The organism is Aeromicrobium sp. Leaf289, from assembly GCF_001423335.1.
Lineage (GTDB): Bacteria > Actinomycetota > Actinomycetes > Propionibacteriales > Nocardioidaceae > Aeromicrobium.
The window spans coordinates 195,790-222,362 of sequence record NZ_LMNK01000003.1 but is presented as its reverse complement, the minus strand read 5'-3'; the positions used below and the strand labels follow the sequence as shown (position 1 = coordinate 222,362).

The 26,573-nt window shown below is 72.4% G+C and carries 21 protein-coding genes and 1 tRNA gene; 14 read left to right on the top strand and 8 right to left on the bottom strand.

Going from position 1 to position 26,573, the window contains the following annotated elements; all coding sequences use genetic code 11:
* Positions 1 to 45: 45 nt before the first annotated feature.
* From rsmA to ASF37_RS12135, 3 genes are all read left to right on the top strand, one after another.
* Positions 46 to 861: a 16S rRNA (adenine(1518)-N(6)/adenine(1519)-N(6))-dimethyltransferase RsmA gene (gene rsmA, locus ASF37_RS12145; protein WP_369815236.1), complete on the top strand. Its 816-nt coding sequence runs from the start codon at positions 46 to 48 to the stop codon at positions 859 to 861.
* 62 nt (positions 862 to 923) lie between these two features.
* Complete coding sequence (locus tag ASF37_RS12140; RefSeq protein WP_056574451.1) at positions 924 to 1,847, top strand: 4-(cytidine 5'-diphospho)-2-C-methyl-D-erythritol kinase; 924 nt, start codon at positions 924 to 926, stop codon at positions 1,845 to 1,847.
* The gene (locus ASF37_RS12135; RefSeq protein ID WP_056580845.1) at positions 1,844 to 3,685 is read left to right on the top strand and encodes an ABC-F family ATP-binding cassette domain-containing protein; all 1,842 of its coding nucleotides are present in this window, start codon (positions 1,844 to 1,846) and stop codon (positions 3,683 to 3,685) included. Before ASF37_RS12140 ends, ASF37_RS12135 begins: the two co-directional genes overlap by 4 nt.
* 58 nt (positions 3,686 to 3,743) lie before the next feature.
* Here ASF37_RS12135 and ASF37_RS12130 read toward each other — a convergent pair whose 3' ends face one another.
* Positions 3,744 to 4,238 (bottom strand): MarR family winged helix-turn-helix transcriptional regulator, encoded by a 495-nt coding sequence (locus ASF37_RS12130; RefSeq protein WP_055969001.1) that lies wholly within the window; start codon positions 4,236 to 4,238, stop codon positions 3,744 to 3,746.
* Between the two features lie 74 nt (positions 4,239 to 4,312).
* Between ASF37_RS12130 and ASF37_RS12125 the strand changes: the two genes are divergently transcribed.
* The 3 genes from ASF37_RS12125 (at position 4,313) to ASF37_RS12115 (ending at position 6,548) form a co-directional block, all read left to right on the top strand.
* The gene (locus ASF37_RS12125) at positions 4,313 to 5,665 is read left to right on the top strand and encodes an amidase (protein WP_056580842.1); all 1,353 of its coding nucleotides are present in this window, start codon (positions 4,313 to 4,315) and stop codon (positions 5,663 to 5,665) included.
* Positions 5,665 to 6,435, top strand: coding sequence for a methyltransferase domain-containing protein (locus ASF37_RS12120; RefSeq protein WP_056580839.1), 771 nt, complete (start codon positions 5,665 to 5,667; stop codon positions 6,433 to 6,435). Before ASF37_RS12125 ends, ASF37_RS12120 begins: the two co-directional genes overlap by 1 nt.
* 34 nt (positions 6,436 to 6,469) lie before the next feature.
* A tRNA-Gln gene (locus tag ASF37_RS12115) sits at positions 6,470 to 6,548 on the top strand.
* Positions 6,549 to 6,813: 265 nt separating this feature from the next.
* Here ASF37_RS12115 and ASF37_RS12110 read toward each other — a convergent pair.
* Together ASF37_RS12110 and ASF37_RS17605 are read right to left on the bottom strand one after the other, a co-directional pair.
* Positions 6,814 to 8,487: a CapA family protein gene (locus tag ASF37_RS12110; RefSeq protein WP_056580836.1), complete on the bottom strand. Its 1,674-nt coding sequence runs from the start codon at positions 8,485 to 8,487 to the stop codon at positions 6,814 to 6,816.
* A gap of 39 nt (positions 8,488 to 8,526) precedes the next feature.
* Positions 8,527 to 8,691: a hypothetical protein gene (locus tag ASF37_RS17605; protein ID WP_235492862.1), complete on the bottom strand. Its 165-nt coding sequence runs from the start codon at positions 8,689 to 8,691 to the stop codon at positions 8,527 to 8,529.
* A 79-nt stretch (positions 8,692 to 8,770) separates the two neighbouring features.
* On the opposite strand from ASF37_RS17605, the gene glmU reads away from it, so the two are divergent.
* Together glmU and ASF37_RS12100 are read left to right on the top strand one after the other, a co-directional pair.
* Positions 8,771 to 10,216, top strand: a complete 1,446-nt coding sequence (glmU, locus tag ASF37_RS12105) for a bifunctional UDP-N-acetylglucosamine diphosphorylase/glucosamine-1-phosphate N-acetyltransferase GlmU (protein WP_255353939.1) — start codon at positions 8,771 to 8,773, stop codon at positions 10,214 to 10,216.
* A gap of 1 nt (position 10,217) precedes the next feature.
* Entirely contained in the window at positions 10,218 to 11,183 is a 966-nt protein-coding gene (locus ASF37_RS12100; protein ID WP_082506525.1) for a ribose-phosphate diphosphokinase, read from the top strand.
* Positions 11,184 to 11,192: 9 nt separating this feature from the next.
* Here ASF37_RS12100 and ASF37_RS17485 read toward each other — a convergent pair whose 3' ends face one another.
* Positions 11,193 to 12,578 (bottom strand): collagen binding domain-containing protein, encoded by a 1,386-nt coding sequence (locus ASF37_RS17485; RefSeq protein WP_056580833.1) that lies wholly within the window; start codon positions 12,576 to 12,578, stop codon positions 11,193 to 11,195.
* A gap of 130 nt (positions 12,579 to 12,708) precedes the next feature.
* Between ASF37_RS17485 and ASF37_RS12090 the strand changes: the two genes are divergently transcribed.
* Both ASF37_RS12090 and ASF37_RS12085 read left to right on the top strand, forming a co-directional pair.
* Positions 12,709 to 13,701: a glycoside hydrolase family 6 protein gene (locus ASF37_RS12090; protein ID WP_056580830.1), complete on the top strand. Its 993-nt coding sequence runs from the start codon at positions 12,709 to 12,711 to the stop codon at positions 13,699 to 13,701.
* Positions 13,702 to 13,767: 66 nt separating this feature from the next.
* Entirely contained in the window at positions 13,768 to 14,838 is a 1,071-nt protein-coding gene (locus ASF37_RS12085) for a response regulator transcription factor (protein ID WP_056580827.1), read from the top strand.
* A gap of 61 nt (positions 14,839 to 14,899) precedes the next feature.
* Here the strand turns inward: ASF37_RS12085 and ASF37_RS12080 are convergent, their stop codons facing one another.
* From ASF37_RS12080 to ASF37_RS12065, 4 genes are all read right to left on the bottom strand, one after another.
* On the bottom strand, positions 14,900 to 15,628 hold the full coding sequence (locus tag ASF37_RS12080; protein ID WP_056580822.1) for a hypothetical protein: 729 nt from the start codon (positions 15,626 to 15,628) through the stop codon (positions 14,900 to 14,902).
* A gap of 52 nt (positions 15,629 to 15,680) precedes the next feature.
* Positions 15,681 to 17,141 (bottom strand): glycosyltransferase, encoded by a 1,461-nt coding sequence (locus tag ASF37_RS12075; RefSeq protein WP_235497452.1) that lies wholly within the window; start codon positions 17,139 to 17,141, stop codon positions 15,681 to 15,683.
* A 95-nt stretch (positions 17,142 to 17,236) separates the two neighbouring features.
* On the bottom strand, positions 17,237 to 18,316 hold the full coding sequence (locus ASF37_RS12070) for a diguanylate cyclase domain-containing protein (RefSeq protein ID WP_055968976.1): 1,080 nt from the start codon (positions 18,314 to 18,316) through the stop codon (positions 17,237 to 17,239).
* Positions 18,316 to 20,115: a cell wall metabolism sensor histidine kinase WalK gene (locus tag ASF37_RS12065; RefSeq protein ID WP_056574424.1), complete on the bottom strand. Its 1,800-nt coding sequence runs from the start codon at positions 20,113 to 20,115 to the stop codon at positions 18,316 to 18,318. The genes ASF37_RS12070 and ASF37_RS12065 overlap by 1 nt, the downstream gene beginning before the upstream one ends.
* 257 nt (positions 20,116 to 20,372) lie before the next feature.
* Here ASF37_RS12065 and ASF37_RS12060 point away from each other — a divergent pair, with 257 nt between their 5' ends.
* The 4 genes from ASF37_RS12060 to ASF37_RS12045 are packed head-to-tail and all read left to right on the top strand — an operon-like array spanning position 20,373 to position 26,506.
* A complete protein-coding gene (locus ASF37_RS12060; protein ID WP_056552436.1) occupies positions 20,373 to 21,050 on the top strand; it encodes a 50S ribosomal protein L25/general stress protein Ctc in 678 nt (225 codons plus the stop codon).
* The gene (gene pth / locus ASF37_RS12055; protein ID WP_056580820.1) at positions 21,047 to 21,613 is read left to right on the top strand and encodes an aminoacyl-tRNA hydrolase; all 567 of its coding nucleotides are present in this window, start codon (positions 21,047 to 21,049) and stop codon (positions 21,611 to 21,613) included. Before ASF37_RS12060 ends, pth begins: the two co-directional genes overlap by 4 nt.
* The gene (gene mfd, locus ASF37_RS12050; protein WP_056552430.1) at positions 21,614 to 25,099 is read left to right on the top strand and encodes a transcription-repair coupling factor; all 3,486 of its coding nucleotides are present in this window, start codon (positions 21,614 to 21,616) and stop codon (positions 25,097 to 25,099) included.
* Between the two features lie 51 nt (positions 25,100 to 25,150).
* The gene (locus tag ASF37_RS12045; RefSeq protein WP_055968960.1) at positions 25,151 to 26,506 is read left to right on the top strand and encodes an NAD(P)H-quinone dehydrogenase; all 1,356 of its coding nucleotides are present in this window, start codon (positions 25,151 to 25,153) and stop codon (positions 26,504 to 26,506) included.
* Positions 26,507 to 26,573 lie beyond the last annotated feature (67 nt).

Sequence of the window (26,573 nt, the reverse complement as noted above, 5' to 3'; positions counted from 1 at the left end):
CCGCCGTCGTCGTCGCGCCCGCCCTCGTTGCTGGGCGCGACCGAGGTGCGTCGGATCGCTGACGCGATCGGCCTGCGCCCCACGAAGCAACGTGGCCAGAACTTCGTGGTCGACGCCAACACCGTCCGGCGCATCGTCCGCACCTCCGGGGTCGGTCCCGACGACGTCGTCGTCGAGGTCGGCCCCGGACTGGGTTCGTTGACGCTCGAGCTGCTGGGCGTGGCCAGCCAGGTGGTGGCCGTCGAGATCGACCCGGTCCTCGCAGGACGACTGCCGATCACCGTGGCCGAGCACGCGCCCGACCACGCCGACCGGCTCCACCTCGTGCAGGCCGATGCCATGCGCGTGGAGGAGCTGCCGGGCCCGGCGCCCACGGCGCTCGTGGCCAACCTGCCGTACAACGTGTCGGTGCCGGTGCTGCTGCACCTGCTCGAGCGCTTCGACTCGATCGAGTCCGTGCTGGTGATGGTGCAGGCCGAGGTGGCGCACCGACTCGCCGCCGGCCCCGGGTCCCGCACGTACGGGGTGCCGAGCGTCAAGGCGTCCTGGTACTGCGACGTCGCCCTGGCCGGCACCATCGGACGCCAGGTGTTCTGGCCCGTCCCGAACGTCGACTCGGCCCTCGTGTCCCTGCGTCGCAGGCCCACGCCCGGCGACGAGACCCTTCGCCGCGCGACCTTCCGGGTCGTCGACGCCGCGTTCGCCCAGCGGCGCAAGACGCTCCGCGCGGCCCTCTCGGGACTGGTCGGCTCGGGAGCGGCGGCGGAGCAGGCGCTGCGGTCGGCGGGGGTCGACCCGCAGGCGCGCGGGGAGCAGCTGGACGTCGCGGACTTCGCCCGCATCGCGACCGTCCTGGGCTGAGTCGACGACCGCGTGCCCCCTACGGCACCACCTCGTCCTCGACCCGTCTGTAGGTTGGGGCGGTGACTTCCGTCAGCGTGCGCGTGCCCGCCAAGATCAACCTGTGTCTCGGCGTCGGACCCGTGCGCGAGGACGGCTTCCACCCGCTCGCGACGGTGTACCAGGCCGTCGACCTGCACGACGAGCTGCGCGCCACCGTGGTCGACTCCGACGAGATCACCGTGACCACGACGGTCGACGTCGAGGACGCCGAGGCCGAGGCCGCGCTGGTGCCCGAGGGATGGGACAACATCGCGGTCCGTGCGGCTGCCGCGCTGCGTGAGCACGCCGGCATCGAGGCCGGCATCGACCTGGCCATCCGCAAGGTCATCCCGGTGGCCGGTGGCATGGCGGGCGGCTCGGCCGACGCGGCGGCGGCGCTGGTGGCCTGCAACGACGCGTGGGGGTTGGGCTACTCCCGGCACGACCTCGAGCCGGTGGCCGCGTCGCTCGGCAGCGACGTCCCGTTCCTGCTGCACGGTGGCAACGCGATCGGCGGTGGCCGCGGCGAGACGGTCAGCCCCGTCCTCGCCCGCGGGTCGTACCACTGGGTCTTCGCCGTCGCGGCCGAAGGCCTGTCGACGGCGGCCGTCTACGCCGAGTTCGACCGGCTCAACGAGGGACGCGACGTGCCGGAGCCCGAGGTGCCCGACGCCCTCCTCGCCGCCCTCCGCTCGGGCGATGCCCAGGCGCTCGGCGCGGCCCTGTCCAACGACCTGACCGAGGCGTCGCTGTCGCTGCGGCCGGAGCTCGAGGCCACGCTCGACGTCGGGCGCCAGGCCGAGGCCCTCGGGGCGATCATCTCCGGGTCCGGCCCCACCTGCCTGTTCCTCGCCTCCGACGAGCAGCACAGCCTCGACATCGCGATCGCCCTCGCCGGTGCCGGTGGCTGCGCCGACGTCGTGCAGTCCACCGGCCCGGTCCCGGGCGTCCGCTTCATCGGATGAGCGGCAACACTCGCGGCGGGGGCACCACCCGCCCCCTCATCGGTGGTGAGGGCCTCCAGCTGTCGTTCCCGACCAAGGACGTGCTCGACGACGTCACCCTGGGCCTGGCCGAGGGCCAGCGCGTGGGTGTCGTCGGCCGCAACGGCGACGGCAAGTCCACGCTCATGCGGGTCCTCGCGCGACGGCTCGAGCCGGACGAGGGTCGCATCACCTGGCGCCGCGACCTGCAGGTCGGCTTCGTGGACCAGGCCGACGTCCTCGACCCCGCCGTGGTCGTGTCCGACGCGGTGGTGGGCGACACGGCCGTGCACGAGTGGGCCGGCGACGCGAAGGTGCGCGACGTCGTGAACGGTCTGCTGTCCGACGTCCCGTGGGACGCGCGGGTGGGGGACCTGAGCGGTGGTCAGCGTCGACGGGTCTCGCTCGCGGCGGTGCTGGTGGGCGACCACGACGTCCTGTTCCTCGACGAGCCCACCAACCACCTCGACGTGGAGGGCGTCACCTGGCTCGCGGCGCACCTCAACGCCCGCTTCGCCTCGGGGCAGGGGGCGTTCGTGGTGGTCACCCACGACCGGTGGTTCCTCGACGAGGTGTGCACCGACACGTGGGAGGTGCACGACGCGGTCGTCGAGCCGTTCGAGGGCGGCTACGCCGCGTACGTGCTGCAACGGGTCGAGCGCGACCGGCAGGCCGCGGCCTCGGAGTCGCGTCGCCAGAACCTGCTGCGCAAGGAGCTGGCGTGGCTGAGGCGCGGCGCGCCCGCGCGGACGTCGAAGCCGAAGTTCCGCATCGACGCGGCCAACGAGCTGATCGAGCGCGAGCCGCCGGTGCGCGACGAGGTGGCGCTCAAGCGCGTGGCCACCGCGCGTCTGGGCAAGGACGTCGTCGACCTGCTCGACGTGTCCGTGGCCTACGGCAGCCACGAGGTCCTGGAGCGGGTCGAGTGGCGGATCGCCCCCGGTGAGCGGGTGGGCATCCTGGGTGCGAACGGCGCCGGCAAGAGCACCCTGCTCGGCCTGGTCGCCGGGACGGTGCAGCCCTCGAGCGGCCACGTCAAGCGGGGCAAGACCGTGCAGGTGGCCACGCTGTCGCAGTCGCTGGCCGAGCTGGACGAGATCGCCGACGACCGGGTCCGCGACGTCGTGGCCGGGCGCCGCGCCAGCTACCAGGCCGAGGGCGCCGAGGTCACGCCGTCGCAGATGCTGGAGCGGCTCGGCTTCTCCAGCGTCCAGCTGTCGAACCGGGTCAAGGACCTCTCCGGTGGCCAGCGGCGACGGCTCCAGCTGCTGCTGGTGCTGCTCGACGAGCCCAACGTGCTGATCCTCGACGAGCCGACGAACGACATGGACACCGACATGCTGGCCGCGATCGAGGACCTCCTCGACACGTGGCCCGGGACCCTGCTCGTGGTCAGCCACGACCGCTACCTCCTGGAGCGGGTCACGGACCACCAGTACGCCGTGCTCGACGGCCGCCTGCGTCACCTGCCGGGCGGGGTCGACGAGTACCTGCGGCTGCGCCGGCGGGAGGCGTCCGGCGGTCCCGACGCCGTCGCCACGGCCACGGCCGGCGGGACCCCGGGCGGCGTCGCCTCGTCCACGACCGGATCCGGACCGAGCCGTTCGGCGGGATCGGCGCAGGACCGTCAGGACCGCAAGGAGGTCGCCCGGCTGGAGCGCCAGATCGAGCGGCTCACCGCGCGCGAGGCCGACCTGGAGCGTCAGATGGTGGAGGCCGCGGCCGAGCCCGACCGGCTGCTCGCCCTGTCGAGCGAGCACGCCGAGGTGGTGGCCGACCGCGACCGGCTCGAGGAGCGGTGGCTCGAGCTCGCGGACTGACGGACCGCGACCTGCGGCCCTCGGCCCTGTGAGAGCGGCGTCGCCCGAGCGGGGACGCTCAGACGTGGCGGGCGAGCGTGCGCAGGGACGCAGCGAGCGCCTCGGCGTCGCGGGGCGGGAGGCTCGAGAGCAGGGACCGCTCCTGCTCCAGCAGCTCGTCGAGCGCGGCGTCGACGGCGCTGCGTCCGGCGGCCGTGAGCGTCACCTGGACGCCTCGGCGGTCGGCCGGGTCCGCCTCGCGCGAGACGAGTCCGCGCTCGGTGAGCCGATCGACGCGGTTGGTCATCGTCCCGCTGGTCACGAGGGTCTCGGTGACCAGGCGCCCCGGGGAGAGCTGGTACGGCGGGCCGGAGCGGCGGAGTGCCGAGAGCACGTCGAACTCCCACGGCTCGAGCGAGTGGGCCGCGAAGGCGGCGCGGCGGGCGCGGTCCAGGTGGCGCGCGAGGCGAGTCACCCGGCTCAGCACCTGCATGGGCGTGGTGTCGAGGTCGGGACGTTCGCGCTGCCAGGCCGCGACGATGTCGTCGACCTCGTCACGCTCCTCGACACCCATGCCGCCATCCTACTGCGTCAAGAATCTTGATGTCGAGATTGTTCTGGCCGCGGACTACCTCTACCGTTTCGACCATGGACGTCGTCGACCTGGTGGGCAAGGGCCCGGCCACCCTCGTGCCGCTGCTGCGTGAGGGGTCGGTCTCCTCGCGGGAGCTGACCATCGCCACCCTCGACGCGATCGAGCGGGAGGACGCCCGGGTGAACGCCGTGGTCGAGCTGCTCGCCGACGAGGCGTTCGACGCCTCGACCGAGGCCGACGCCCGCATCGCGCGGGGGGAGCGCGGGCCGCTGCTCGGCGTCCCGGTGGCGATCAAGAACGACCTCGACCTGGCTGGACGGGTCACGACTCTCGGCAGTCGAGCGGTGTCGCGGGTGGCGGCCCAGGACGGCGAGCTCGTGCAGGCCCTGCTGGCGGCCGGGGCGGTGCCGGTGGCCACCACCACCCTCCCCGAGCTGGCGATCTACGGCTTCACCGAGTCCGCAGCGCGCGGCATCACCCGCAACCCGCACCACCTCGACCGCTCCAGCGGCGGCTCGTCGGGCGGTTCGGCAGCGCTGGTCGCGTCCGGGGCGATCGGCGTGGCCACGGCGTCGGACGGCGCCGGCTCGATCCGGATCCCGGCAGCCAGCTGCGGGCTCGTGGGCTTCAAGACCACGCACGGCTACCTGCCGGGGGCCGGTGGCTGGCACGGCCTGTCCACCCAGGGGTGCGTCACGCCGACGGTGCGCGACACGGCGGTCTACCTCGACGCCGTGGGCCTCGGCGGTGCCGGTGCACTGGCGCACGCCGCGTCCACGACACCGCGCTCCCTGCGCATCGGGGTGAGCACCAGCACCGCTGCGGCCACCCGGGCCGAGCCCCTGCACCGCGACGTGAAGGCGGCCCTCGACCACGTCGCCGGTCTGCTCAGCGACGCGGGGCACGAGGTGGTCCAGGTCAAGGTGCCGTACGGCCTCGACGCCAAGGCGCTGACCGTCCGCTACCTCGCCGGGATCGCCGACGCCGCGCGCGGTGTCGACGACCCGACCCTGCTGGAGCCGCGCACGCAGCAGATCGCTCGTCTCGGCCGAGCGTTCGGTCCCTCGTCGGTGGCCTGGGCGCAGCGCGCCGGCCTGCGGTTCGGGGCGACGGTCCACGACCGGCTCGGCGTCGACCTGCTGCTCACCCCCGTGATGAGCGGCCCAGCGCTGCCGGTGGGGCGCTTCGCCGGCAAGGGTGGCCTGCGCACCGTGCTCGGCATGAACGCCTTCTACCCCTACACCGCCCAGTGGAACCATGCGGGCGTGCCGGCCGTGTCGCTGCCCGTGGGGCGATCACGCAAGAAGGACCTGCCGCTCGCGGTGCAGCTGGTGGCCCGTCGCGACCAGGACCCGCTGCTGATGTCGGTGGCCTCGCAGGTCGAGTCGCTGCTGAGGGCCGAGTGATGCGCTGGGACCCGACGCAGTACCTGCGCTTCGCCGACGACCGCGGGCGCCCGTTCGTCGACCTCGTCGCCCGGATCCGGGGCGACGCCGCGACGGTGGTCGACCTCGGCTGTGGCGCCGGCAACCTCACGTCGGTGCTGCGTGGCCGGTGGCCGGACGCGCAGGTGCTGGGCGTCGACGCGTCGCCGGAGATGATCGAGCGGGCGAAGGCGGCCAACGACGACCCCGGCGCGCGGTACGAGCTGGCCGACGTCGAGACGTGGGCGCCCGCCGAGCCGGTCGACGTCATCACCTCGAACGCGATGTTCCAGTGGGTGCCCGAGCAGGAGGCGGTGCTGAGGCGACTGGCCGACGCCGTGCTCCCGGGCGGCTCCATCGCGGTGCAGGTGCCCAACAACGCCGACGCCCCGAGCCACTCGCTCATGCGCGAGGTCGCCGACCGGCCTCGGTACGCCGACCACACGCGGGGCGTGCTGGGGGTCCGTGGAACCGCGCCCGAGGTCTACCTCGAGCTCTTCGCCGACCTCGGCTGGGAGTGCGACGCGTGGGAGACCACCTACCTGCACGTCCTCCCGGGCGAGGACCCGGTGTTCGAGTGGGTCAAGGGCACGGGTGCCCGCCCGGTGCTCGCGGCGCTGCCGGACGGGCTCCGCGAGGACTTCGTCGAGGAGTACAAGGCCGGGCTGCGCACCGCCTACCCGCGTCGTCCCTTCGGCACGGTGCTGCCGTTCCGGCGCACGTTCGCCGTCGCCACCCGCCCGCTCGGGTAGCCTGGTCCCGCCGTCGCGGCCCACGTCGCGACGTTCCCCGGTTGGTCTGCCGGCAGGGCCCGCCTGACTTTGAATCAGGACAAGCGACGCAGGTTCGACTCCTGCCCGGGGAGCGCCGGCCGCTCGGGCGCGGTCCCGCTGGCCAACGATCCTTGCGCCTGGGGGGCTCGACGTGACCATGGTCCCCTCGGGTCCAGGCGCGTAGTGTCGAGAGCAGGTCGGCACGCGCCGACGGGTGACCCCGGCCAGGTGTGGGAATCTCGGAAGCCGCGGAGTGGATCGTGGGACCTGCGGTCCTGCACGTGAGGTGACTCGTGTGGGGCCGCAGTCTTGGGGCCCGGTCGCGCGACGTGCCACGTTCGTCCGCCCCTCGTCCCGTCAGGGTGCTGCGTAGTGCTGGTAGTCCGGCTCCGGGAAGTCGGCACCCCGCTCCCAGCCGATCCCCGTGAACGCCCGGTCGACGACGTCGCCGTCGACGATGACGCCGGGCGCTGCCTCGGTCCCGGGGGAGCGGTCGACGCCGACGAACGCCTGGGCGGCGGGCGGTCGTGCGGTCCCGTCGACCACGTAGGGGTTCTGCACCGGGTTGATGTCGACCGCGCGCCCGTAGGCGTGGGCCGACCACGTGTCGGTGCCCGCGACCGTGCGGCAGTTGTAGCCCGAGCTGTTGTTGGCGGCCATCGACCGGTCGTCGTCACCGTCGAACTCGTCGATGATGCGCATCGACTGCAGCGGGAACCGCTCGCGGTAGAGGGTGCCGAAGACCCGAACGACGTCGGCGGCGACGTCGGCGTGCACCACGATCTCGCCCTGGTGCGCCAGGCCGTCGAACCCGACGTACGGGAGCGTGACCAGCCGCAGGTCCGTGAGCGGCACCGGGCAGGTGTCGGGATCGTGGCTGGTCATCCGCTGCCGGGTGGCCGCGTCGATCCCGTCCACGGAGGCCTCGAAGGCCGGCAGGTCGGGCGGCGTCGGTGCTCCCGCCTCGCCGGGTGGTGCGGTGAGCCCGGTGGTGTCCCGCAGGGCGCGCCACGACATCACCGCGGCGTCGGCGGTCTGGCCGGACAAGGGGGTCGGTCCGCCGCCCTCGGGCGGGATCAGGCCGGGGAGCCACTGGTCGTCGGTGACCTGGCCGTCGGTCAGCGTGACCTGCAGGACGCTGGACTCGGCCGTGTCGCCGTGGTACCAGTGGAAGTTCCCGAGCCCGTAGGCAACGTAGGTCGAGTCGAGCGTGCCCGCTCCCATGGGGATGTGCGTGTGGGCGCCCACGACCACGTCGGCACCGGCGTCGGCGAGCGCTTCGGCCAGCTCCTGCTGCGCCGCGGTCGGCTCGGCGAGGCCCTCGGCGCCCCAGTGCAGATAGACCACCACCACGTCGTCGCGCTCGACGGAGGTGCGGACGGAGGAGAGGAGGCGCGTGGTACCGGCGCCCCTGGCGGTCGCGAGTCCGGGCCCGCTGCCCGGCTCCGCCGTCCAGACGGCCGCCTCGCTCTCCAGCGGGGAGGCGTCGGCGGCGTGGACGGCCACCGACGTCCCGCGGATGGTCCGGCGGTGGGGCGCGTAGGCGGCCTCGTCGTCGAGACCGATCCCCACCACCGCGACGGGGCCGTCCTCGGCCGCCGCCACGCTGTCGCGCACTCCGCGCACGCCGTAGTCGGCGCCGTGGTTGTTGGCCATGGACGCCACGTCGACGCCCGAGCGCTCGAGGACGTCGAGCGCCGACGCCGGTGCTCGGAACCAGTAGCGCGCCTCGGGTGACTCGAGCTCCTTGGCGGCCGGCTCGCCCCGGGTGGTGAGCGCCGTCTCGAGGTTGACGACCGCGAGGTCGGCCGCGGCGAGCAGCTGCGACATCTCGCCGAGCGTCGCGTCGCCGTCACCCGGCACGTCCGAGAGGTCGCCCTCGAAGTGGACGTCGCCGGCGAAGGCGAGCGTGATGGCGCGCGACGGGTCCTCGACCTCGGTGTCGAAGGACCAGGCGTGGACCGAGCATCCTCCGAGCAGCGCGACGACGCCCGCGAGCACGGGTCCCGTCCGCCGGCGGCGCTGGTCCATGCGTCGATGCTCCGTGACCGTGCCAAGCAGGCCGGTCGGTCAGTCCTCGTCGAGCGTGCCGACGGGGTCGAAGGTGAAGGAGCCGAGGTGGCGCTGCACCCCGCGGAAGGTCTCGGCGACCTCCGGGTCCTGCAGGGCCTTCTCGAGCGAACGGAGGGCGTCCTGCGTCCGGGCGTCGGTGGTCTCCTCGACGGGATCGGTCATCCCTCATGGTCCCCCGGACCGACGCGGTCCGCAGACCGAGTCGAGCGATCGGGTCCGGACGCTCCGTACACTGGCGGGCGTGCCTGACTCCACCACGTCGACCGTGACCGCGATCGTCCTCGCCGCCGGCGCCGGGACGCGCATGAGGTCCCGCTCCGCCAAGGTGCTGCACCCCCTGGGCGGGCGCAGCATGGTCGCCCACGCGCTCACGGCGGTCCGCGAGGTCGGCGCCTCGCAGGTCGTCGCGGTCGTGGGCCACGACCGTGAGCAGGTCTCCGCCGCCGTCACCGAGCTGGACGCCGGCGTCGTGCAGGCCGTGCAGGAGCAGCAGAACGGCACGGGGCACGCCGTCCGCGTCGCGCTCGACGCCCTCGACGAGGTCCCCGAGGGCACCGTGCTCATCACCTACGGCGACGTCCCGCTCCTCACGGCCCAGACGCTGTCGGAGCTGCTGCTCGACCACACCCATGCGGGTCGCGCCGTCACGATCCTCACCGCCGAGCTGGACGACCCCAGCGGCTACGGCCGCATCCTGCGCGACGAGCAGGGCGCCGTGGTCGCGATCCGCGAGCACAAGGACGCGACGGACGACGAGCGGGCCGTGCGCGAGGTCAACAGCGGCATCCTCGCCGTCGAGGCCGCCTTCCTGGACCACGCCACGCGCAAGCTCGACACCGACAACGCGCAGGGCGAGCTGTACCTCACCGACATCGTCGGCACGGCCGTGCGCGAGGGCCGCCCGGTCGGGGCCCACGTCCTCGAGGACGTGTGGCAGACGGAGGGCGTCAACGACCGGGCCCAGCTGGCCCGCCTCGGCAAGGAGCTCAACCGGCGCACGACCGACCACTGGATGCGCCAGGGCGTCACGATCGTCGACCCCGACACCACGTGGATCGACTCCGACGTCAGCCTCGGCACCGACGTCACGCTGCTGCCCGGCACCCAGCTGCTCGGCGCGACGACCATCGGCGACGGTGCCACGGTCGGGCCCGACACCACGCTGCGCAACGTCGAGGTCGGCGACGACGCCACCGTCGTGCGCACCCACGGCTCCGACGCGGTCGTCGGAGCCGGCGCGAGCGTGGGCCCGTTCGCGTACCTGCGTCCCGGCGTGGTGCTGGGCGACCACGGCAAGATCGGCACCTTCGTGGAGGTCAAGAACTCGACCCTCGGCGAGGGCGCCAAGGTGCCTCACCTCAGCTACGTCGGCGACGCCGACGTCGGCGAGGGGACCAACATCGGTGCCGGCACGATCGTCGCCAACTACGACGGGGTGAACAAGCACCGCACGGTGGTGGGCAAGCACGCCCGCACCGGTTCGGACAACGTGTTCGTCGCCCCCGTGACGATCGGCGACGGCGCCTTCACCGGCGCCGGGACGATCGTGCGGGAGGACGTCCCGTCGGGGGCGCTTGCGGTGAGTGCTGGGACACAGAGGACCATGGACGGGTGGGTGCAGCGCAAGCGGCCGGGCACCCCGTCCGCTGCTGCTGCCGCCGCCGCCGAGGAGCCCGCTGGTGAGTGACCTGCTCAAGAAGACGCCGACGAAGAAGATCATGCTCTTCTCGGGCCGGGCGCACCCCGTGCTCGCCGAGGAGGTCGCGAACCTGCTCGAGGTCCCGCTCGTGCCGACCACGGCGTACGACTTCGCGAACGGTGAGATCTACGTCCGCTTCGACGAGTCGGTCCGCGGCAGCGACGCGTTCGTGATCCAGAGCCACGCGGCCCCGATCAACGAGGCGATCATGGAGCAGCTCATCATGATCGACGCGCTGAAGCGGGCCTCCGCCAAGCGCATCACGGTGATCCTGCCGTTCTACGGCTACGCCCGTCAGGACAAGAAGCACCTCGGCCGCGAGCCGATCTCGGCCCGTCTCATGGCCGACCTGTTCACGGCCGCCGGAGCCGACCGCCTCATGACGGTCGACCTGCACACGGCACAGATCCAGGGCTACTTCGACGGTCCCGTCGACCACCTGCTGGCCATGCCGATCCTCACGCGCTACGTCAAGCGCAAGTACGGCAAGCAGCCGCTCGCGGTCGTCTCGCCCGACGCCGGTCGCATCAAGGTCGCCGAGTCGTGGGCCAACGCCCTGGGCGGCGCCCCGCTCGCGTTCATCCACAAGACCCGCGACCCGCGCAAGCCGAACGAGTCGAAGGCCAACCGTGTCGTCGGCGAGGTCGAGGGACGGTGCTGCATCCTGGTCGACGACCTCATCGACACCGGCGGCACGATCGTGCAGGCCGCCGAGGCGCTCAAGGCCGACGGCGCCGCCGACGTGGTCATCGCGGCCACGCACCCCGTGTTCTCCGGCCCGGCCGTCGACCGGCTCAAGAACTCGACGGCCACCGAGGTGGTCGTCACCAACACGCTGCCGCTGAACGACGACCAGCGCTTCGACAAGCTGACCGTGCTGTCGATCGCCCCGCTGCTGGCCCAGGCCACCGCCGCCGTCTTCGAGGACGGCTCGGTCACCAGCCTGTTCAGCTGAGCCGTCGGGTCAGCTGACGCCCGCTGCGGCGGTCGCCGTCGGGGTCGCGCTCGGGGTCGGGGTGGCCGTCGGCGTCGCGCTGGGAGTGGGCGTCGCGCTCGGCGTGGGCGTGGGCGTGGCGGACGGCCACGGGAACGCGGGCGAGCGCACCAGCATGAAGGGCGGACCGTCCTCGACCGCGAGCACCTGGCGGCACGTGCTGTCGGGCAGCAGGGGCTGGTTGGCCGCGACCGCCATGCCCTGCCGGGCACTCAGCCCGTTGAGCCGCACCGGCTGCCACTTCTTGTCGACCTCGTCCTCGATCACGATGCTGACGTCGCACGTGGCGGTGGGGAGGGTGCCGCCGACCGTGAACGCGCCGGTCGCGTCGGTCTCGACCTTGCCGTGCTGCACTCCGTTGCCGTCGTAGGCCGAGACCTTCACGCCCTTCGCGGGCATGCCGGTCCTCGCGTCGAGGACACGTCCGCTGAGGCTGCCACCCTTCTGGCCGAGCTTGACCGACGTGTTCAGGGTGCGTCCTGACCTCACCGATCCCGACAGGTTCACGGTGCGGCCGAGGTACCCGTCGGTCCCGGGCACCTGGACGCGGTAGGACCCCGGGTGGAGGCCCTGGACGCTGAACCGGCCCTGGGTGACCTTGACGACCCAGAACTGGCCGGTCGTGCGGTGGACGAGGGTCACCCACGGGCTCGTGGAGATCAAGGTGTTGTCGCCGCGGTAGACGCGACCGACCATCGAGCCGGCCCGGCTCCTGAGCGCGATGTCGACCGACCGGACGACACCGAGGTTGGCTGCGCCCGCAGCGCGTGCCGGCCCGGTCCAGCGCTTGGCGCGGTCGAAGGTGAAGAGGGAGAAGCGCGCGTTCGGCAGGCCGCCGATGGCGTACTGGCCGCGGCTGTTGGCCTTCACCTCGTAGGTGCGGCCGTTGGACCCGGCGGGCACGTTCTCGACCGCGAGGATCCGGGCTCCACCTGCCACCTTCCCGCCGGCGCGGACGGTACCGGTGAAGGCCCCGCCGCGGCGCAGCGTCACGTCGCGCTGCGTCCCCTCGCCGGCCTCGACCGAGACACGGACGTCGACGTCCACGTGCGCCTTCACGTCGTAGCGCGGCCTGGTGTCGGTGAACTGCAGGATGTAGTCGCCGGCGGGCAGGTCGAGGGAGTACGCGGTCCCCTTGGTGCGGACCTCGCGGAGGTAGCCCCACCCGGAGGTGAACACGCGCACCTTGATGCCGGACAGGTAGCGGGTGCTCTTGCCGACGCGCTCCTTGATGTCGCCTGCGACCCATCCGGTCGGCTCGGCGGCGGCCACGGGCGACACGAGCCCCAGCAGCAGGCCGGCGACCGCCAGGACGATGGCGGCGCGCGCGCCACGACGACGTGCGTCGGTGTCCATGACTCCCTCTCCGGTGGCGCGTCCCAGCGCCTGTCTCCCGTCCGGGAGTCTAGGTCCGGGAACGTCGGATCGACCCCGGCCTTGCACGATCTGAAGGTAATCTTGAGCGAAGCCTGAGGGAGGAGCGCGAGTGCAGAGCCGGCGTACGCGACGCCTGGAGATCGTCGGTACGGCCGTCGCCGCCGTCGTCGCCCTCGTCGTCGCCCTGAACCTGGTGGGCGTGCCCGTCCGGCCTCCCTTCTGGCCGGGTGGGGCCCAGGGGTCGAACCCGTTCGACGCGGCCGCCGTGCACGTCGACCCGCAGTCGCAGGCGGCGCGCGCCGCTGCCTCCGCCGCCGGGGACGACGCCAGGATCCTGGGCCGGCTCGCTGCCACCCCCACCGCTGTCTGGCTGACCCCCGAGGCGACGCCGACCGACGTGGTCGAGGAGCACGTGCGGCGCATCGCCGTGCAGGCGCGCGACGAGGACTCGGTCGCGCTCTTCGTCCTCTACGGCATCGCCGACCGTGACTGCAGCGGCCAGGAGTCGGCCGGTGGTCTCCCACCCGACCAGTACCGCGCCTGGGTGCAGGCGGCGGCCGACGGCGCCGACGGCATCGGGACCTCCGCCGTGGTGGTCGAGCCGGACGCGCTGGCCGATGCGGGGGAGTGCGCGGACCCCGACGAACGGATCGCGCTGCTCGAGGACGCCGTCACCCGCTTCGTCGACGCGGACGTCACGACCTACCTCGACGCCGGCCACTCGGGGTGGGTCGCACCGGACGAGATGGCCGGTCGTCTCCAGCAGGCCGGGGTGGAGGACGCCCGCGGCTTCTCCACGAACGTCTCGTTCTACGCCGACGACGCCACGGAACGCGCGTACGCCGACGCGGTGGCCGACGCCCTCGGTGGTGGGCACTACGTGATCGACACCGGGCGCAACGGGAACGGGTCCGACGGACAGTGGTGCAACCCTCCGGGCCGGGCCCTCGGCCGCGCGCCCTCGGTCGGCGACGGGCGCCTGGACGCCCATCTCTGGATCAAGCCGCCGGGTGAGAGCGACGGCTCCTGCGGAGGTGGTCCGGCGGCCGGCACGTGGTGGACCGAGCGGGCCCTCGAGCTCGCTCGCGCTGCTGGCTGGTGATCGTGACCCGCAGCGCATTCCTGCGGTTTCAGGGGCGATGGACGCCGTCGTTGCTACGCTCGACCCATGGGAGAGAGTTCTGCACGCCTTGCGGTCGTCATCGAGGATGACGCCGACGTCCGGCACCTCCTGCGCACGATCCTCGTCCGGAGCGGTTTCGAGGTCATCCTGACCAAGGACGGCGCCGAGGGCGTCGAGGCGGTTCGCGCCCACGATCCCGAGCTCACCACCCTCGACGTCAACATGCCCGGCATGGACGGCTTCGCGGCCGCCAAGCTGATCCGCGAGTTCAGCTCCACCTACATCATCATGCTCACCGGTCTGGACGACGAGATCGACGTCGTGCAGGGTCTCGACTCCGGAGCCGACGACTATCTCGTGAAGCCGTTCCGGCCCCGCGAGCTCCGCGCCCGGATCGAGTCCGTGATGCGTCGCCCGCGTCAGCACGTGACCACCACTGCTGCAGCCGCCGCGACCGACCGGACCAGTCCGGCGCAGCCCCAGCAGTGGGCCCAGCCCGCGGCCGAGCCCACGCGGTCCGACGCGGAGCAGCAGCACCTGCCCCAGCGCGAGGTCGCGCCGTCGCCGGCCGCTGCTCAGCATGCCGCCGCCCAGCACGTGGCAGCCCAGCACGCCGCCCAGCGCGCAGCAGCTGAGACCCACCCTGCTCACTCGTCCGCGCACCCGGTGCACTCGGTGCCGGCGGCGGCGCCCTCCGCGAGTGGCTGGTCCTCCGCGGGTCACGTGGGCGTCGCCCACGCCCCCTCCGTGAGCGCGGGTGCCGCTGCGGCCCCCGCCACCGGTGCGGACGCCTGGCTCCGCTCCAACGGACTCGCCGTCAACGTGGACACGCGGACGGTCGTGGTCGACGGACGCAACGTCGACCTCACCCGGACCGAGTTCGACCTCGTCGCCTCGCTGCTGACGACCGGACGCCGTGTGCGGAGCAAGGCCGATCTCGTCCTCACGCTGCGCGGCCAGAACTACGTCACGACCTACTTCGTGAACGAGGCCGACAAGCGCGCCGTCGAGGTGCACATGGCCAACATCCGTCGCAAGCTCGGCGACTCCAGCACCACGCCGCGCTGGATCGAGACCGTGCGGGGCGTCGGCTACCGCATGGCCGAGGACGGCTGAGCCGGACGTAGGGCGCGAGCCCCCGGAGGAACCCGCGCCCGCAACGCCTGGCGTGGCGCCGTCAGTTGGCGTTGATCGGGATCTTCTGGGCCTCGGTCGGCTTCTTCGAGGCGAAGATCGCGATGGGGACCTCCTGGGTCACCAGCTCGGGCTCGTACTCGTCGCTGCCGCGTGACTTCTGGATCCAGACCGTCGCGCTGAAGGTGAGCGTGACGCCCTGGGTGTCGGCGGCCAGCGGGCCGATCTTCTGGTTGCGCAGCTCGAACGCGCCCTTGGGCGAGGTGATGAGCATGCCGTACTTCGTCGAGACCGGCTGCGGGTCGAAGGTGATCTTCTTCGCCTCCTCGTCGAGCTCGTAGGGGTTCTCGACGGCACCGGAGGGCGTGGTGGTCGCCGACGTCACCTCGATGCGGTCGAGGTAGACCTTGCGCTTCTTGCTGAACTTGTCGCGGAGCTTGCGGGACAGGTCGTAGGACTGGAGCGTGAAGGAGAAGTACTTGTCGCCGCCGGGGTACCACTCGTTGGTGCGCGGCGTCGACTTGGTCGGCCAGATCGTGTAGACGAAGTCCATCGACCCGACCCTGACGTGCGACTGGAACGTGCCGTCACGGGTGAACTGCGAGTCGAAGGCCGTGGTGGCCGAGGCGGTGGGCGCAGGATCGCTGGCCTGTGGCGCGTCCTCCTTCAGGACGCCGCACGAGGAGAGCACGAGGGCGAGGACGACGGCGGTCACGACGGCGGCGAGGGGCCGGCGGGCGCGACGGGACGGGTGGGGCTGAGCGCTGGTCACGAGAGAGTTCCTTCGGGGAAGCAGGGGTGCGTGGGAGTGGTCGGTCGGGCGCTCACACCGTGTAGCCACGGTAGTTGCGCAGGATCTTGATGCCCATCCAGAAGGTCTGGGACACGGTGATGACGCCGAGGATCGGCCAGCCGACGGCGAGCACGTCGGACCTCAACCCGATGGGCAGCTGCATCCACGCGGCGGCGGCGGCCGCGAACACGAGCAGCGCGATGGCGAAGGGGTACAGGTAGCTGTTGCCCGAGCCGCGCTCGGCCTTCGCCTGCGCCGCCCAGTTGTCGGTCTGCTTGCGGCTCGCGAACTTCGTCCACGCGCGCACGAAGTGCCCGATCCGGATCCACATGTAGATCTCGGCGGGCAGCAGCAGCACGGCGAACAGGATGTCCCGCCGGTGGCCGTAGTGCATGGAGCGGGCGACCCGGTAGTTGAGCAGGATCGCGACGACCGGTGGGATCAGCCACCACGGGCTGAAGACGAAGGCGTCGATCGACAGGCTGGCGAGGAGCAGGGAGAAGAACATGGCGCGCGTGATGATGTTCAGCACCATCGAGAGGTGCTCGAACCAGCGCAGCCGCAGGTTGGGGTGGAAGGGCTGTCCCTTCGTGTCGCCGCGCTGGCCCGGCCACATCAGCTCGATCGCGCCGAAGTTCCACTTCACCTGCTGGGCGTCGAGGGCGCGCAGCGTGTTCATGCCACCCACGTGGGCGCGGGCGGTGGCGCTGATCTTCGTCAGGTAGCCGGCGCTCTTGATCTGCAGCGACAGCAGCGAGTCCTCGACCTCGCTGTCCTTGACCCAGGGCGCGCGCTGGTGGGTGAGCGTCATGACGTCGCGCAGCGCCTGCGTGGAGAAGATGGAGAACTGCCCGCCGAGGACGGCCATGTTCCGGCCGCGCAACAGGTTCTGCATGTTGAAGGCGGCGAACTGGGCGCGCTGCCCGGCGGTGAGGAACTTGGCCATGGCGGTCGGCAGGGCGCTGTCGTCGATGCTGTAGATCGCGGAGATGCCGCCGATGCGGTCGTCGCTCATGATCTCGTCGACGAGGTCCTTGATCGCGGTCGGCTCGGGCGTGGTGTCACCGTCGACGCCGATGATGTAGTCGCAGCCCTCCGCCAGGAAGAAGCCGTAGTTGAGCGCGCCGACCTTCTTGTCGGGGTTCTCGCCGATGTCGTGCACGAAGATCTCGACCAGCTGGGTGCCCTCCGGACGGTCCAGCACGTGCTGCCCGGCGTAGTGGCCGGCGATCTCCACGGTCTCGTCGGTCGTGTTGTTCACGACGACGTGGATCACGTCCGGCAGCCGGGTCTGCACGAGCAGGGCGTCCAGGACCGACGCGATCGTCTCGGCCTCGTTGTAGGAGGGGACGACGCAGGCCACGGTGGCGCGAGGCTTGATGCTCCCGGCCACCTCCTCGACGGCGGTGCCGAGCGCGCGGTGCAGCGCCTCGGGCGACGCGTCGAAGGCGGTGGGGTGGCGGTCCATGGGTCCGCTGGGGTCGTACGACACTGAGGGCTCCTGCAGGGATCGGTCGGTCCGACCAGCCTGGTGCCCCTCGCTCAGGTTTCGCCCCGGTACGTCATCAAGGTCTGCTCAAGATTGCCTCAAGCGTGGCGTGCGGTCTCCGCCTCCGTCATCAGCGCGGTCAGGTCGGCGCGCGACGTGTAGGTGTCGGCCGTGCCGAGCAGCACCGGGACCGGGACCTCCTGCGGCTGGCCGGGCTCCGTGGACCGGGTGTAGAGAGCGTGCTCGACGGCAGCGGCGATCTCCGCAGCGCGCTCGGGCGCGTCCGCCGGGGCGAGGACGGCGAACCGGCCGACGCCCAGGTAGCCCAGCACCGACCAGGCGGGCACGTGACGGCGCAGGGTGTCGGCGAGGGTGGAGAGAGCGAGGTCGCCACCGCGTCGACCGAAGGCCTCGTTGAGCTCCACGAGATCGGTGACCTCGGCCACCAGGAGTGCGGCATGTCCGCCACGCAGCTCCAGACGGCCGAGCCGGTCGGCAGCGGCCTCGAGGAACTGCTCCCGGGAGTGCACGCCGAACACGCGTCCCGTGCCGTGGTCCTCGGACCACCACGCGCCGTCCCGCTCGGCGCGCATCGACACCAGCAGCTGCAGGCCGACCGTGGTCGCGACCACCAGGAACGTCGCCGGGAGCACGGTGGAGCCGTCGTCGCCGCGGCGCAGGAGGGAGTTGATCGTCGCGGCGGCGGCGAAGAGACCGAGGACGACCTGCAGGAGGCTGACGTTGACGTTGAGGCGCATGGGCCCGCGGTGCAGCTCCACGATGGTGGCGACCGCGAAGCCCGAGGCGGCGAGGTAGCCCGACGGGATGACGGCCGACCCGGCGGCGGAGAGGGCGAACCAGGCGACCAGCACGGCCGTGGCGACCAGGAGGGGTGCCGCCGGCAGGGGCGTGGCCCCGCGGAACCAGCGCACTCCCGACCACATCAGCCCGAAGGTCATCACGGCGCACGCCGCCCCCGCGGCCTCGACGTCGACCGTCGGCACGAACACCTGGTCGATCAGTGGGGCGAGACCGGCACCGAGGGCCGCCATGAGGCTCCCGCACCACAGCCGGTTGGCCGGGTCGTTGTGCCGCAGCGCCGTGGTCAGGGCGAAGGGCACCGCGACGGCGAGGAAGGCGGTGAGGGTCCCGGCGAGGAACAGCTCGGACGAGGTCATCAGGCCACGTCCTGCTCCGCCGCCGAGACGTCGGCGGAGGCGGGCAGCCACACCGAGACCGTGGTGCCCTGGTCGGGGCGGCTGCGGATGTCGATGATCCCGCCGTGCGCCTCGACGATCTGCTGCGCGATGCTCAGCCCGAGGCCGGTGCCCTGCACGCCGGAGTCACGTGCGCCCCGCGTGCGGTAGAAGCGCGTGAAGAGCGCCTGCAGCTCGTCCTCGGTCATGCCGTGGCCGGTGTCGGCGACGACGATCTCCACCCCCGGGACCGCGGGGGCTCCGTGGGGCGACCCGGCGCCGCCGTCGGCCTCGACCGGTCGAGGCCGCGTCGCCTCGCGGACCGACACCTCGATGGTGCCGTCGTACCGGTTGTACTTCACGGCGTTGGTGAGCAGGTTGTCCACGACCTGGCGCAGACGCAGCGGATCGGCAGCGATGTCGATCTCGGTGGCGGCGTCGACGCGGACCGTGACCAGACGTTCGGTGGCCACGGGACGGACGCCCTCGACCGCCTGCCGGACCACCGCGCTGGGGGTGCAGGACTCGCGCACGATCCTGAGGGGGACGCCCGGGGTGCGGCTGCGGGCGGTCAGGAAGTCTCGCGAGAGCGCCAGCATGCGCTCGGTGTTCTCGAGCGCGACCTCCATCAGCTCGCGCGCCTCGTCGCCGAGGTCGGGCTCGGCGAGCGCGAGCTCCAGGTAGCCGAGGGCCGACGTGAGAGGCGTCTTGATCTCGTGCGACACGGCCGCCACGGCGTCGTCGCGCGCCTGCTCGTCGGCCAGCTCGCGGCTCACGTCACGGGCGACCACGACGTACCGCTCCGACCGGTGGCTGGCCACCCGACGCACGCTCACGTGGAGCGGCACCTGCGAAGGCCCGGGATGGCCGAGGCGCACCAGGGCGCGCTCGACCTCCTCGCCCGCCCGCGAGAGCGTGAGCGGGTGGGACCGGGAGTCCAGGGGGGTGGTGCCGTCCGCGAGGTAGAACGGCCCGTCGCGCACGACCGACGCGGCGTCGACCGCGCCGATGCGACGGGCCAGGTCCTCGGCGGCACGGTTGGCCGACGTGGTGCCGTCGGCGTTGAACGTCACCACCACGAAGTCGACCACGTCGAGCACCTCCGCGAGCACCCGCTCCTGGGTGCGCGCCGAGTCCAGCGCCGACCCGACGAGCCGGGTCTGGGCCTCCAGGAGGCGACGCTGCGCGACGTTCCGCCGGGTCCAACGGCTTCCCGCCCACGACGACATGCACAGGAGCAGGCCGAGGTTGAGCACCGTCGCCACGCCGGCCCGCCAGGGCTGGTCGCCGTTCAGGTCCTTGACGGCCTGGGCCGTGAGCAGTCCGACGAGGCTCGCCGAGAGCACGATGACACGCGGAGGCGTCGGCAGCTGGACGGCGACCCAGGCCACCGGGAGGACGGCGAGGACGAAGAAGCCCGACCCCGGTGCGGCGAAGAACAGCAGGCTGCAGACCACGACGTCGAGCAGGCAGATCAGGGTCGCCGCGACCACGGTGGCGCCGCGACGCTCGATGCCGAGCGAGCCGAGCAGGGCCGACAGGATCGCCGTGAACCCGGCCAGGACGACACCGACGGTGAAGACCGCGGGGTGCGCGGGCAGCGACGTGGCGATCGCGGCGACGACCGGGAAGGCGAGGGCCGTGAGGAAGAGGAACTGCGCAGCGAAGACCTCGCTGGGCGCGACCTGGGGCTGTGCCTCGTGGAGCGGTGCCTCGTGGGGTGGGGCGTCGTCGCCCGACGTGACCCGTCCCGAACGTCCCGGGAAGGTCGGCATCAGCATGGGGAAACCCTAGCAATTCCAGGCCGGGCGCGAGGGCGCTTCGGCCGAGGTCGACCTGGTGCGGGCGGTGGCCGATTTCACCGGCGAGGACCGGCTGCGGTAGGCTGCGGCAGTTGCCTCGGCGAGGGTCGGCCCGTCCGACCGTGATCGACAGGGCGCTCCACGGAGTGTCGTGTTCGAGCGCCTGTCGCGACGTCCCGGCCGTCGACGCGGCCGCCCCACACGTCTTCCCGCACCACCACCCCCAGGAGCTTCCCGTGGCCGAGATCAAGATCCCCGCAGAGACCCGCACCGAGTTCGGCAAGGGCGCTGCCCGTCGCATCCGTCGCGCCGACCAGGTGCCCGCCGTGCTGTACGGGCACGGCAGCGACCCGGTGCACGTCACCCTGCCGGGCCACGCGCTCATGCTCGCGCTGAAGAACAGCAACGCACTGCTCTCCATCGCGCTGGGCTCGACCACCCACCTCGCGATCCCCAAGCAGGTCCAGCGCGACCCGCTCAAGGGCTTCATCGAGCACGCCGACCTGCTCATCGTCAAGAAGGGCGAGAAGGTCACCGTCGACGTCCCCGTGCACGTCGAGGGCGAGGCCGCGCCCGGCACCCTCGTGGTGCTCGAGAACGCGAGCGTCTCCCTCGAGGCCGAGGCCACGGCCATCCCGGAGTCGGTCGAGGTGTCCGTCGAGGGCCTCGAGGTCGGCGCCCAGGTGCTCGCCTCCGACCTCACGCTGCCCGAGGGCTCGACCCTCGTCGTCGACGACGAGCTGCTCATCGTCAACGTGACCGCTGCGCCCACCGCCGAGGAGGTCGAGGCCGAGCTGGAGGAGGCCGAGGCCGAGGCCGGCATCGAGCGTGACGAGTCCGACGAGGAGGCCGCCGAGGCCGCCGAGGGTGACGACGCCGAGGCGCCTGCCGAGGACGCCGACTCCGAGTCGTGACCTGGCTGGTCGTGGGGCTCGGGAACCCGGGCCCCACGTACGCCGCCACCCGGCACAACGTGGGCTACCTCGTGGCCGACGTGCTCGCCGACCGCATGGGCGGTCGGTTCAAGGCCCACACGTCCGGCCGCGCCGAGGTGGTCGAGGGCCGGCTCGCCGGCCAGCGCGCCGTGCTCGGTCGGGCCCGCTCGTACATGAACGAGAGCGGCGGACCGGTCAAGACCCTGACGTCGTACTTCGACGTCGAGCCCGAGCACCTCGTGGTGGTCCACGACGAGCTCGACATCGACTTCGGTGCTCTCCGTCTGAAGCTCGGTGGAGGCGACAACGGCCACAACGGGCTGAAGTCGATCCGTCAGTCGATCGGCACCGGCGACTTCCACCGGGTCCGCGTGGGCATCGGTCGTCCGCCCGGTCGCCAGAGCGTGCACGACTTCGTGCTGAAGCCGTACTCGTCCACCGAGCGCAAGGAGCTCCCGGTGCTGCTGGAGGAGGCGGCCGACGCCGTCGAGAGCCTCCTCACGCGAGGACTATCCGAGACGCAGAGCGCGTTCAACCGGTAGATGGACCTCCACGCACTGCTCTCGCCCCACCTGGCCGGGTCGCTCGCCGACGTCGTGTCGCAGCGCCCGCGCACCGTCACCCTGCAGGGACCGGCCGCGCTGCGCCCCTTCGTGGCACGTGCCGCGGCCGACGCCTCCACCGTCCTCGCCGTCACCCCCACGGCCCGCGAGGCCGACGAGCTCGCCGCCGACCTCTCGGTGCTGCTCGGTGACGACGCCGTGGTGGTGTACCCGGCGTGGGAGACCCTTCCGCACGAACGGCTGTCGCCGCGCTCCGACACCGTGGGCCGACGGCTCGCCGTCCTGCGGCGGCTGGCCCACCCCGGCGCCGGCGCGCCGCCCGTGCGCGTGGTGGTGGCGCCGGTGCGGTCGATCCTCCAGCCGCAGGTGGCCGGCCTGGCCGACCTCACCCCGGTCGAGCTGGTGGTCGGTCAGCAGGCCCCGCTCGACGACGTGGTGCGCGACCTGGCTGCCGCCGCCTACGTGCGGGTCGACCTCGTGGAGCGTCGCGGCGAGTTCGCGGTGCGCGGCGGCATCGTCGACGTCTTCCCGCCCACCGAGGACCACCCGCTCCGCATCGACTTCTGGGGCGACGAGGTCGAGGAGATCCGGTGGTTCTCCGTCGCGGACCAGCGCACCACCGACGCGGTGGAGCGCCTCTGGGCGCCGCCGTGCCGTGAGCTGCTGCTGACCGACGAGGTGCGCGGCCGCGCGGCGGCCCTGGCGACGGAGCACCCGGCGCTCGCCGAGCTGTTCGGCAAGGTGGCGGAGGGGCACGCCGTCGAGGGCATGGAGTCGCTGGCCCCGGTGCTCGTGGACGAGCTGGAGCTCCTCGTCGAGGTGCTCCCCTCCGATGCCGTGGTCGTCGTCAACGACCCCGAGAAGGTGCGGGCGCGTGCGGCCGACCTGAATGCGACGAACGAGGAGTTCCTGCAGGCGTCGTGGGCGGCCGCGGCCACCGGCGCCGCCGCTCCCATCGACCTCGGCGCGGCCGCGTTCAAGGAGCTGGAGGAGGTTCGCGCCGTCGCCCTGGCGCGTGGCCTGGCGTGGTGGAACCTGTCCCCGTTCGGTCTGGACGACGAGGACACCGTGGTCGTGCCCGCCGAGGCGGCGCCGCTGTACCGCGGCGACACCGAGCAGGCCGTCGCCGACGTCCGGGGCTGGTTGGCCGACGGCCGGTTCGTCGTCGTGGCCGCGCCGGCCGCCGGGCAGGCCCAGCGCACGGTCGAGTGGCTGGCCGAGCACGACGTGCCCGCCGCACTCGTGGACGGGGACACCCCGGCGCCGGAGGCGGGGAGCGGTGTCGTGGCCGTGCTCGTCGCCGACGTGGACCACGGGCTCGTCGCCGCGAAGGCCGTCCTGCTCACCCACGACGACCTCGTGGCCCAGCGGGCCGCCGAGCGCCCCGACCGCTCGAGCATGCCCGTGCGCCGCCGCAAGCAGGTCGACCCGCTCGAGCTCAAGGCGGGCGACCACGTCGTGCACGAGCAGCACGGTGTGGGTCGGTACGTCGAGCTGGTCAACCGCACGATCCAGGGCGCGGCCCGCGAGTACCTCGTGATCGAGTACGCCCCCAGCAAGCGCGGACAGCCCGGTGACCGGTTGTTCGTGCCCATGGACCAGCTGGACCTCGTCAGCCGCTACGTCGGCGGCGAGAGCCCCAGCCTGGACAAGCTGGGCGGCGCGGACTGGACGGCGCGCAAGAACAAGGCGCGCAAGGCCGTCCGACAGATCGCCGGCGAGCTGATCAAGCTCTACGCGGCACGGCAGTCCACGAAGGGTCACGCTTTCGGCCCCGACACGCCGTGGCAGGCCGAGCTCGAGGACGCCTTCGCCTTCGTCGAGACGCCCGACCAGCTCATCACGATCGACGAGGTCAAGCGCGACATGGAGCGGCAGGTCCCCATGGACCGGCTCGTCTGCGGCGACGTCGGCTACGGCAAGACCGAGATCGCGGTGCGCGCGGCGTTCAAGGCCATCCAGGACGGCAAGCAGGTGATCCTGCTGGTCCCGACCACCCTGCTCGTGCAGCAGCACTACGCCACCTTCGCCGAGCGCTTCGGCCAGTTCCCGGTCACGATCAAGCCGCTGTCGCGGTTCCAGACCGAGAAGGAGTCGCAGGCCACGCTCGACGGCCTGGCCGACGGCAGCGTCGACCTCGTGGTCGGCACCCACCGCCTGCTCCAGCCCGGTGTCCGCATCAAGGACCTCGGACTCGTCATCGTCGACGAGGAGCAGCGGTTCGGCGTCGAGCACAAGGAGGCCCTCAAGCACCTGCGGGCGGCCGTCGACGTGCTGGCCATGTCGGCCACCCCGATCCCGCGCACCCTCGAGATGGCGGTCACGGGGATCCGCGAGATGTCCACCATCGCCACGCCTCCGGAGGAGCGGCACCCGGTGCTGTCCTTCGTCGGCGCCTACGACGACAAGCAGGTCGCCGCGGCGATCCGGCGCGAGCTGCTGCGCGAGGGCCAGGCGTTCTTCATCCACAACCGGGTGCAGTCGATCGACAAGGTCGTCCGACGGCTCGGCGAGCTCGTGCCCGAGGCACGCATCGCGGCCGCGCACGGCCAGATGGGTGAGCACCAGCTCGAGAAGGTGATGGTCGACTTCTGGGAGAAGCGCTACGACGTGCTCGTCTGCACGACCATCGTGGAGTCCGGCCTCGACGTCTCCAACGCCAACACCATGATCATCGAGCGGTCCGACACCCTCGGCCTGTCGCAGCTGCACCAGCTCCGCGGCCGCGTGGGCCGAGGGCGCGAGCGCGCCTACGCCTACTTCCTGTACCCGCCCGACAAGCCGCTCACCGAGACCGCGCACGATCGCCTGGCCACCATCGCCCAGCACTCCGAGCTCGGCGGCGGCATGCAGGTGGCCATGAAGGACCTCGAGATCCGCGGCGCCGGCAACCTGCTCGGCGGGGAGCAGTCAGGGCACATCGCCGACGTCGGGTTCGACCTCTACGTCCGGCTCGTCGGCGAGGCGGTCGCGGAGTTCCGCGGCGAGGGCGAGGCCGGACCGCAGGGTGCGCGCGAGGTCAAGCTCGAGCTCCCGGTCGAGGCCCACCTCCCGCACGACTACGTGCCGAGCGAGCGGCTGCGTCTGGAGATGTACAAGCGTCTGGCCGACGTCCGTTCCCTCGACGACGTCGCCGAGCTGCGTGCCGAGCTGGTGGACCGCTACGGCGAGCCGCCGGAGGTCGCCGAGGTGCTGCTCGACGTCGCGCGGCTGCGGGTCGCGGTGCGTGCTGCCGGCCTCACCGAGGTCACCTCCGCCGGGTCGCAGATCCGCTTCGGTGGGCTCTCCCTCCCGGAGTCGGCGCAGATGCGTCTGCGTCGGGTGTACCCGAAGAGCATCTACAAGCCGGCCACCGACGTGGCCCTCGTCCCGGCGCCGCGCACGGCGCCCGTGGGCGGTCGTCCGCTGCGGGGGCGCGAGCTCCTCGAGTGGGTCGACACCGTGGTGCAGACGCTCGTCGCCTGAGCAGGCCCGCCCCCGGCGGGGCAGGGCGTCGCACGGTGCGAGAATGGCGCCGTGACTCATGTGGTGATCATCGGCGGGGGACCAGGCGGCTACGAGGCCGCGCTCGTGGCGGCGCGTCTGGGGGCTCAGGTCACCGTGGTCGAACGCGACGGTCTGGGCGGCTCGACCGTCCTCACGGACTGCGTGCCCAGCAAGACGCTCATCGCGACGTCGGACCTGCTGACCGAGGTCGAGTCCTCGGCCGAGCTGGGGGTCGAGGTCCCGCGTGACGTCCGCGCCGACCTCGCCGCGGTGAACGACCGGGTCATGAAGCTGGCACTGGCCCAGTCCGCCGACATCGCCGGGCGCCTCGAGCGCGAGGGCATCGAGTTCGTCAAGGGATCCGCCCGGCTGGTCTCCGCCGGCTCCGTCGAGGTCGACGGTCGTACGATCCAGGCCGACGCCGTGCTGGTCGCCACCGGAGCGCACCCTCGGGTCAGCCCCGACGCGCTCCCCGACGGCGAGCGGATCCTCACGTGGGAGCAGGTCTACGCGCTGCGCGAGATCCCGGACCACATGATCGTCGTGGGGTCCGGCGTCACCGGCGCGGAGTTCGCGAGTGCCTACAACGGGCTCGACGCCCGCGTCACGCTCGTCTCGAGCCGCGACCGGGTGCTGCCCGGTGAGGACGAGGACGCCGCCGAGCTCATCGAGGACGTCTTCACCGAGCGTGGCATGACCGTCATGGGCCAGTCCCGCATGGCCTCCGTGCGGCGCGACGGCGACCAGGTCGTGGTCACGCTCACCGACGGTCGCGAGGTCGTCGGGTCGCACTGCCTGCTCGCCCTCGGCTCCATCCCGAACACCGCGGACCTCGGGCTGGAGGAGGCCGGCGTCGTGCTCGACGAGAACGGCTTCGTCCGCGTGGACCGCGTCTCGCGCACGAGCGTGCCCGGCATCTACGCGGCCGGCGACTGCACCGGGGTGCTCATGCTCGCCTCCGTCGCGGCCCAGCAGGGCCGCATCGCCATGGCGCACCTGCTCGGTGACGCCGTGCACCCGCTCGACCTGCAGAAGGTCTCGAGCAACATCTTCACGTCGCCGGAGATCGCGACCGTCGGCCTGTCGCAGCGCAAGATCGACGAGGCCGGCCTGCACGTCGACGTCGTGATGCTGCCGCTGGCCACGAACGCGCGCGCCAAGATGCAGGGCGTCCGTCACGGCTTCGTCAAGCTCTTCTCGCGCCGCGGCATGGGCGTCGTGGTGGGGGGAGTGGTGGTGGGCCCGCGAGCGAGCGAGCTGATCCACGCCGTCTCGCTCGCCGTGTCCGCCTCCCTGACGGTCGACCAGGTGGCCGACGCGTTCACGGTGTACCCCTCGCTGTCGGGTTCGGTGGCGGAGGCGGCTCGCAGTCTGCACCCCCGCTGACCTGCGGAAATGACAGGCGTGTAGTTCACTCACACCGGTGGAAGTCGCCGCCGATGTGTGGTTCCGT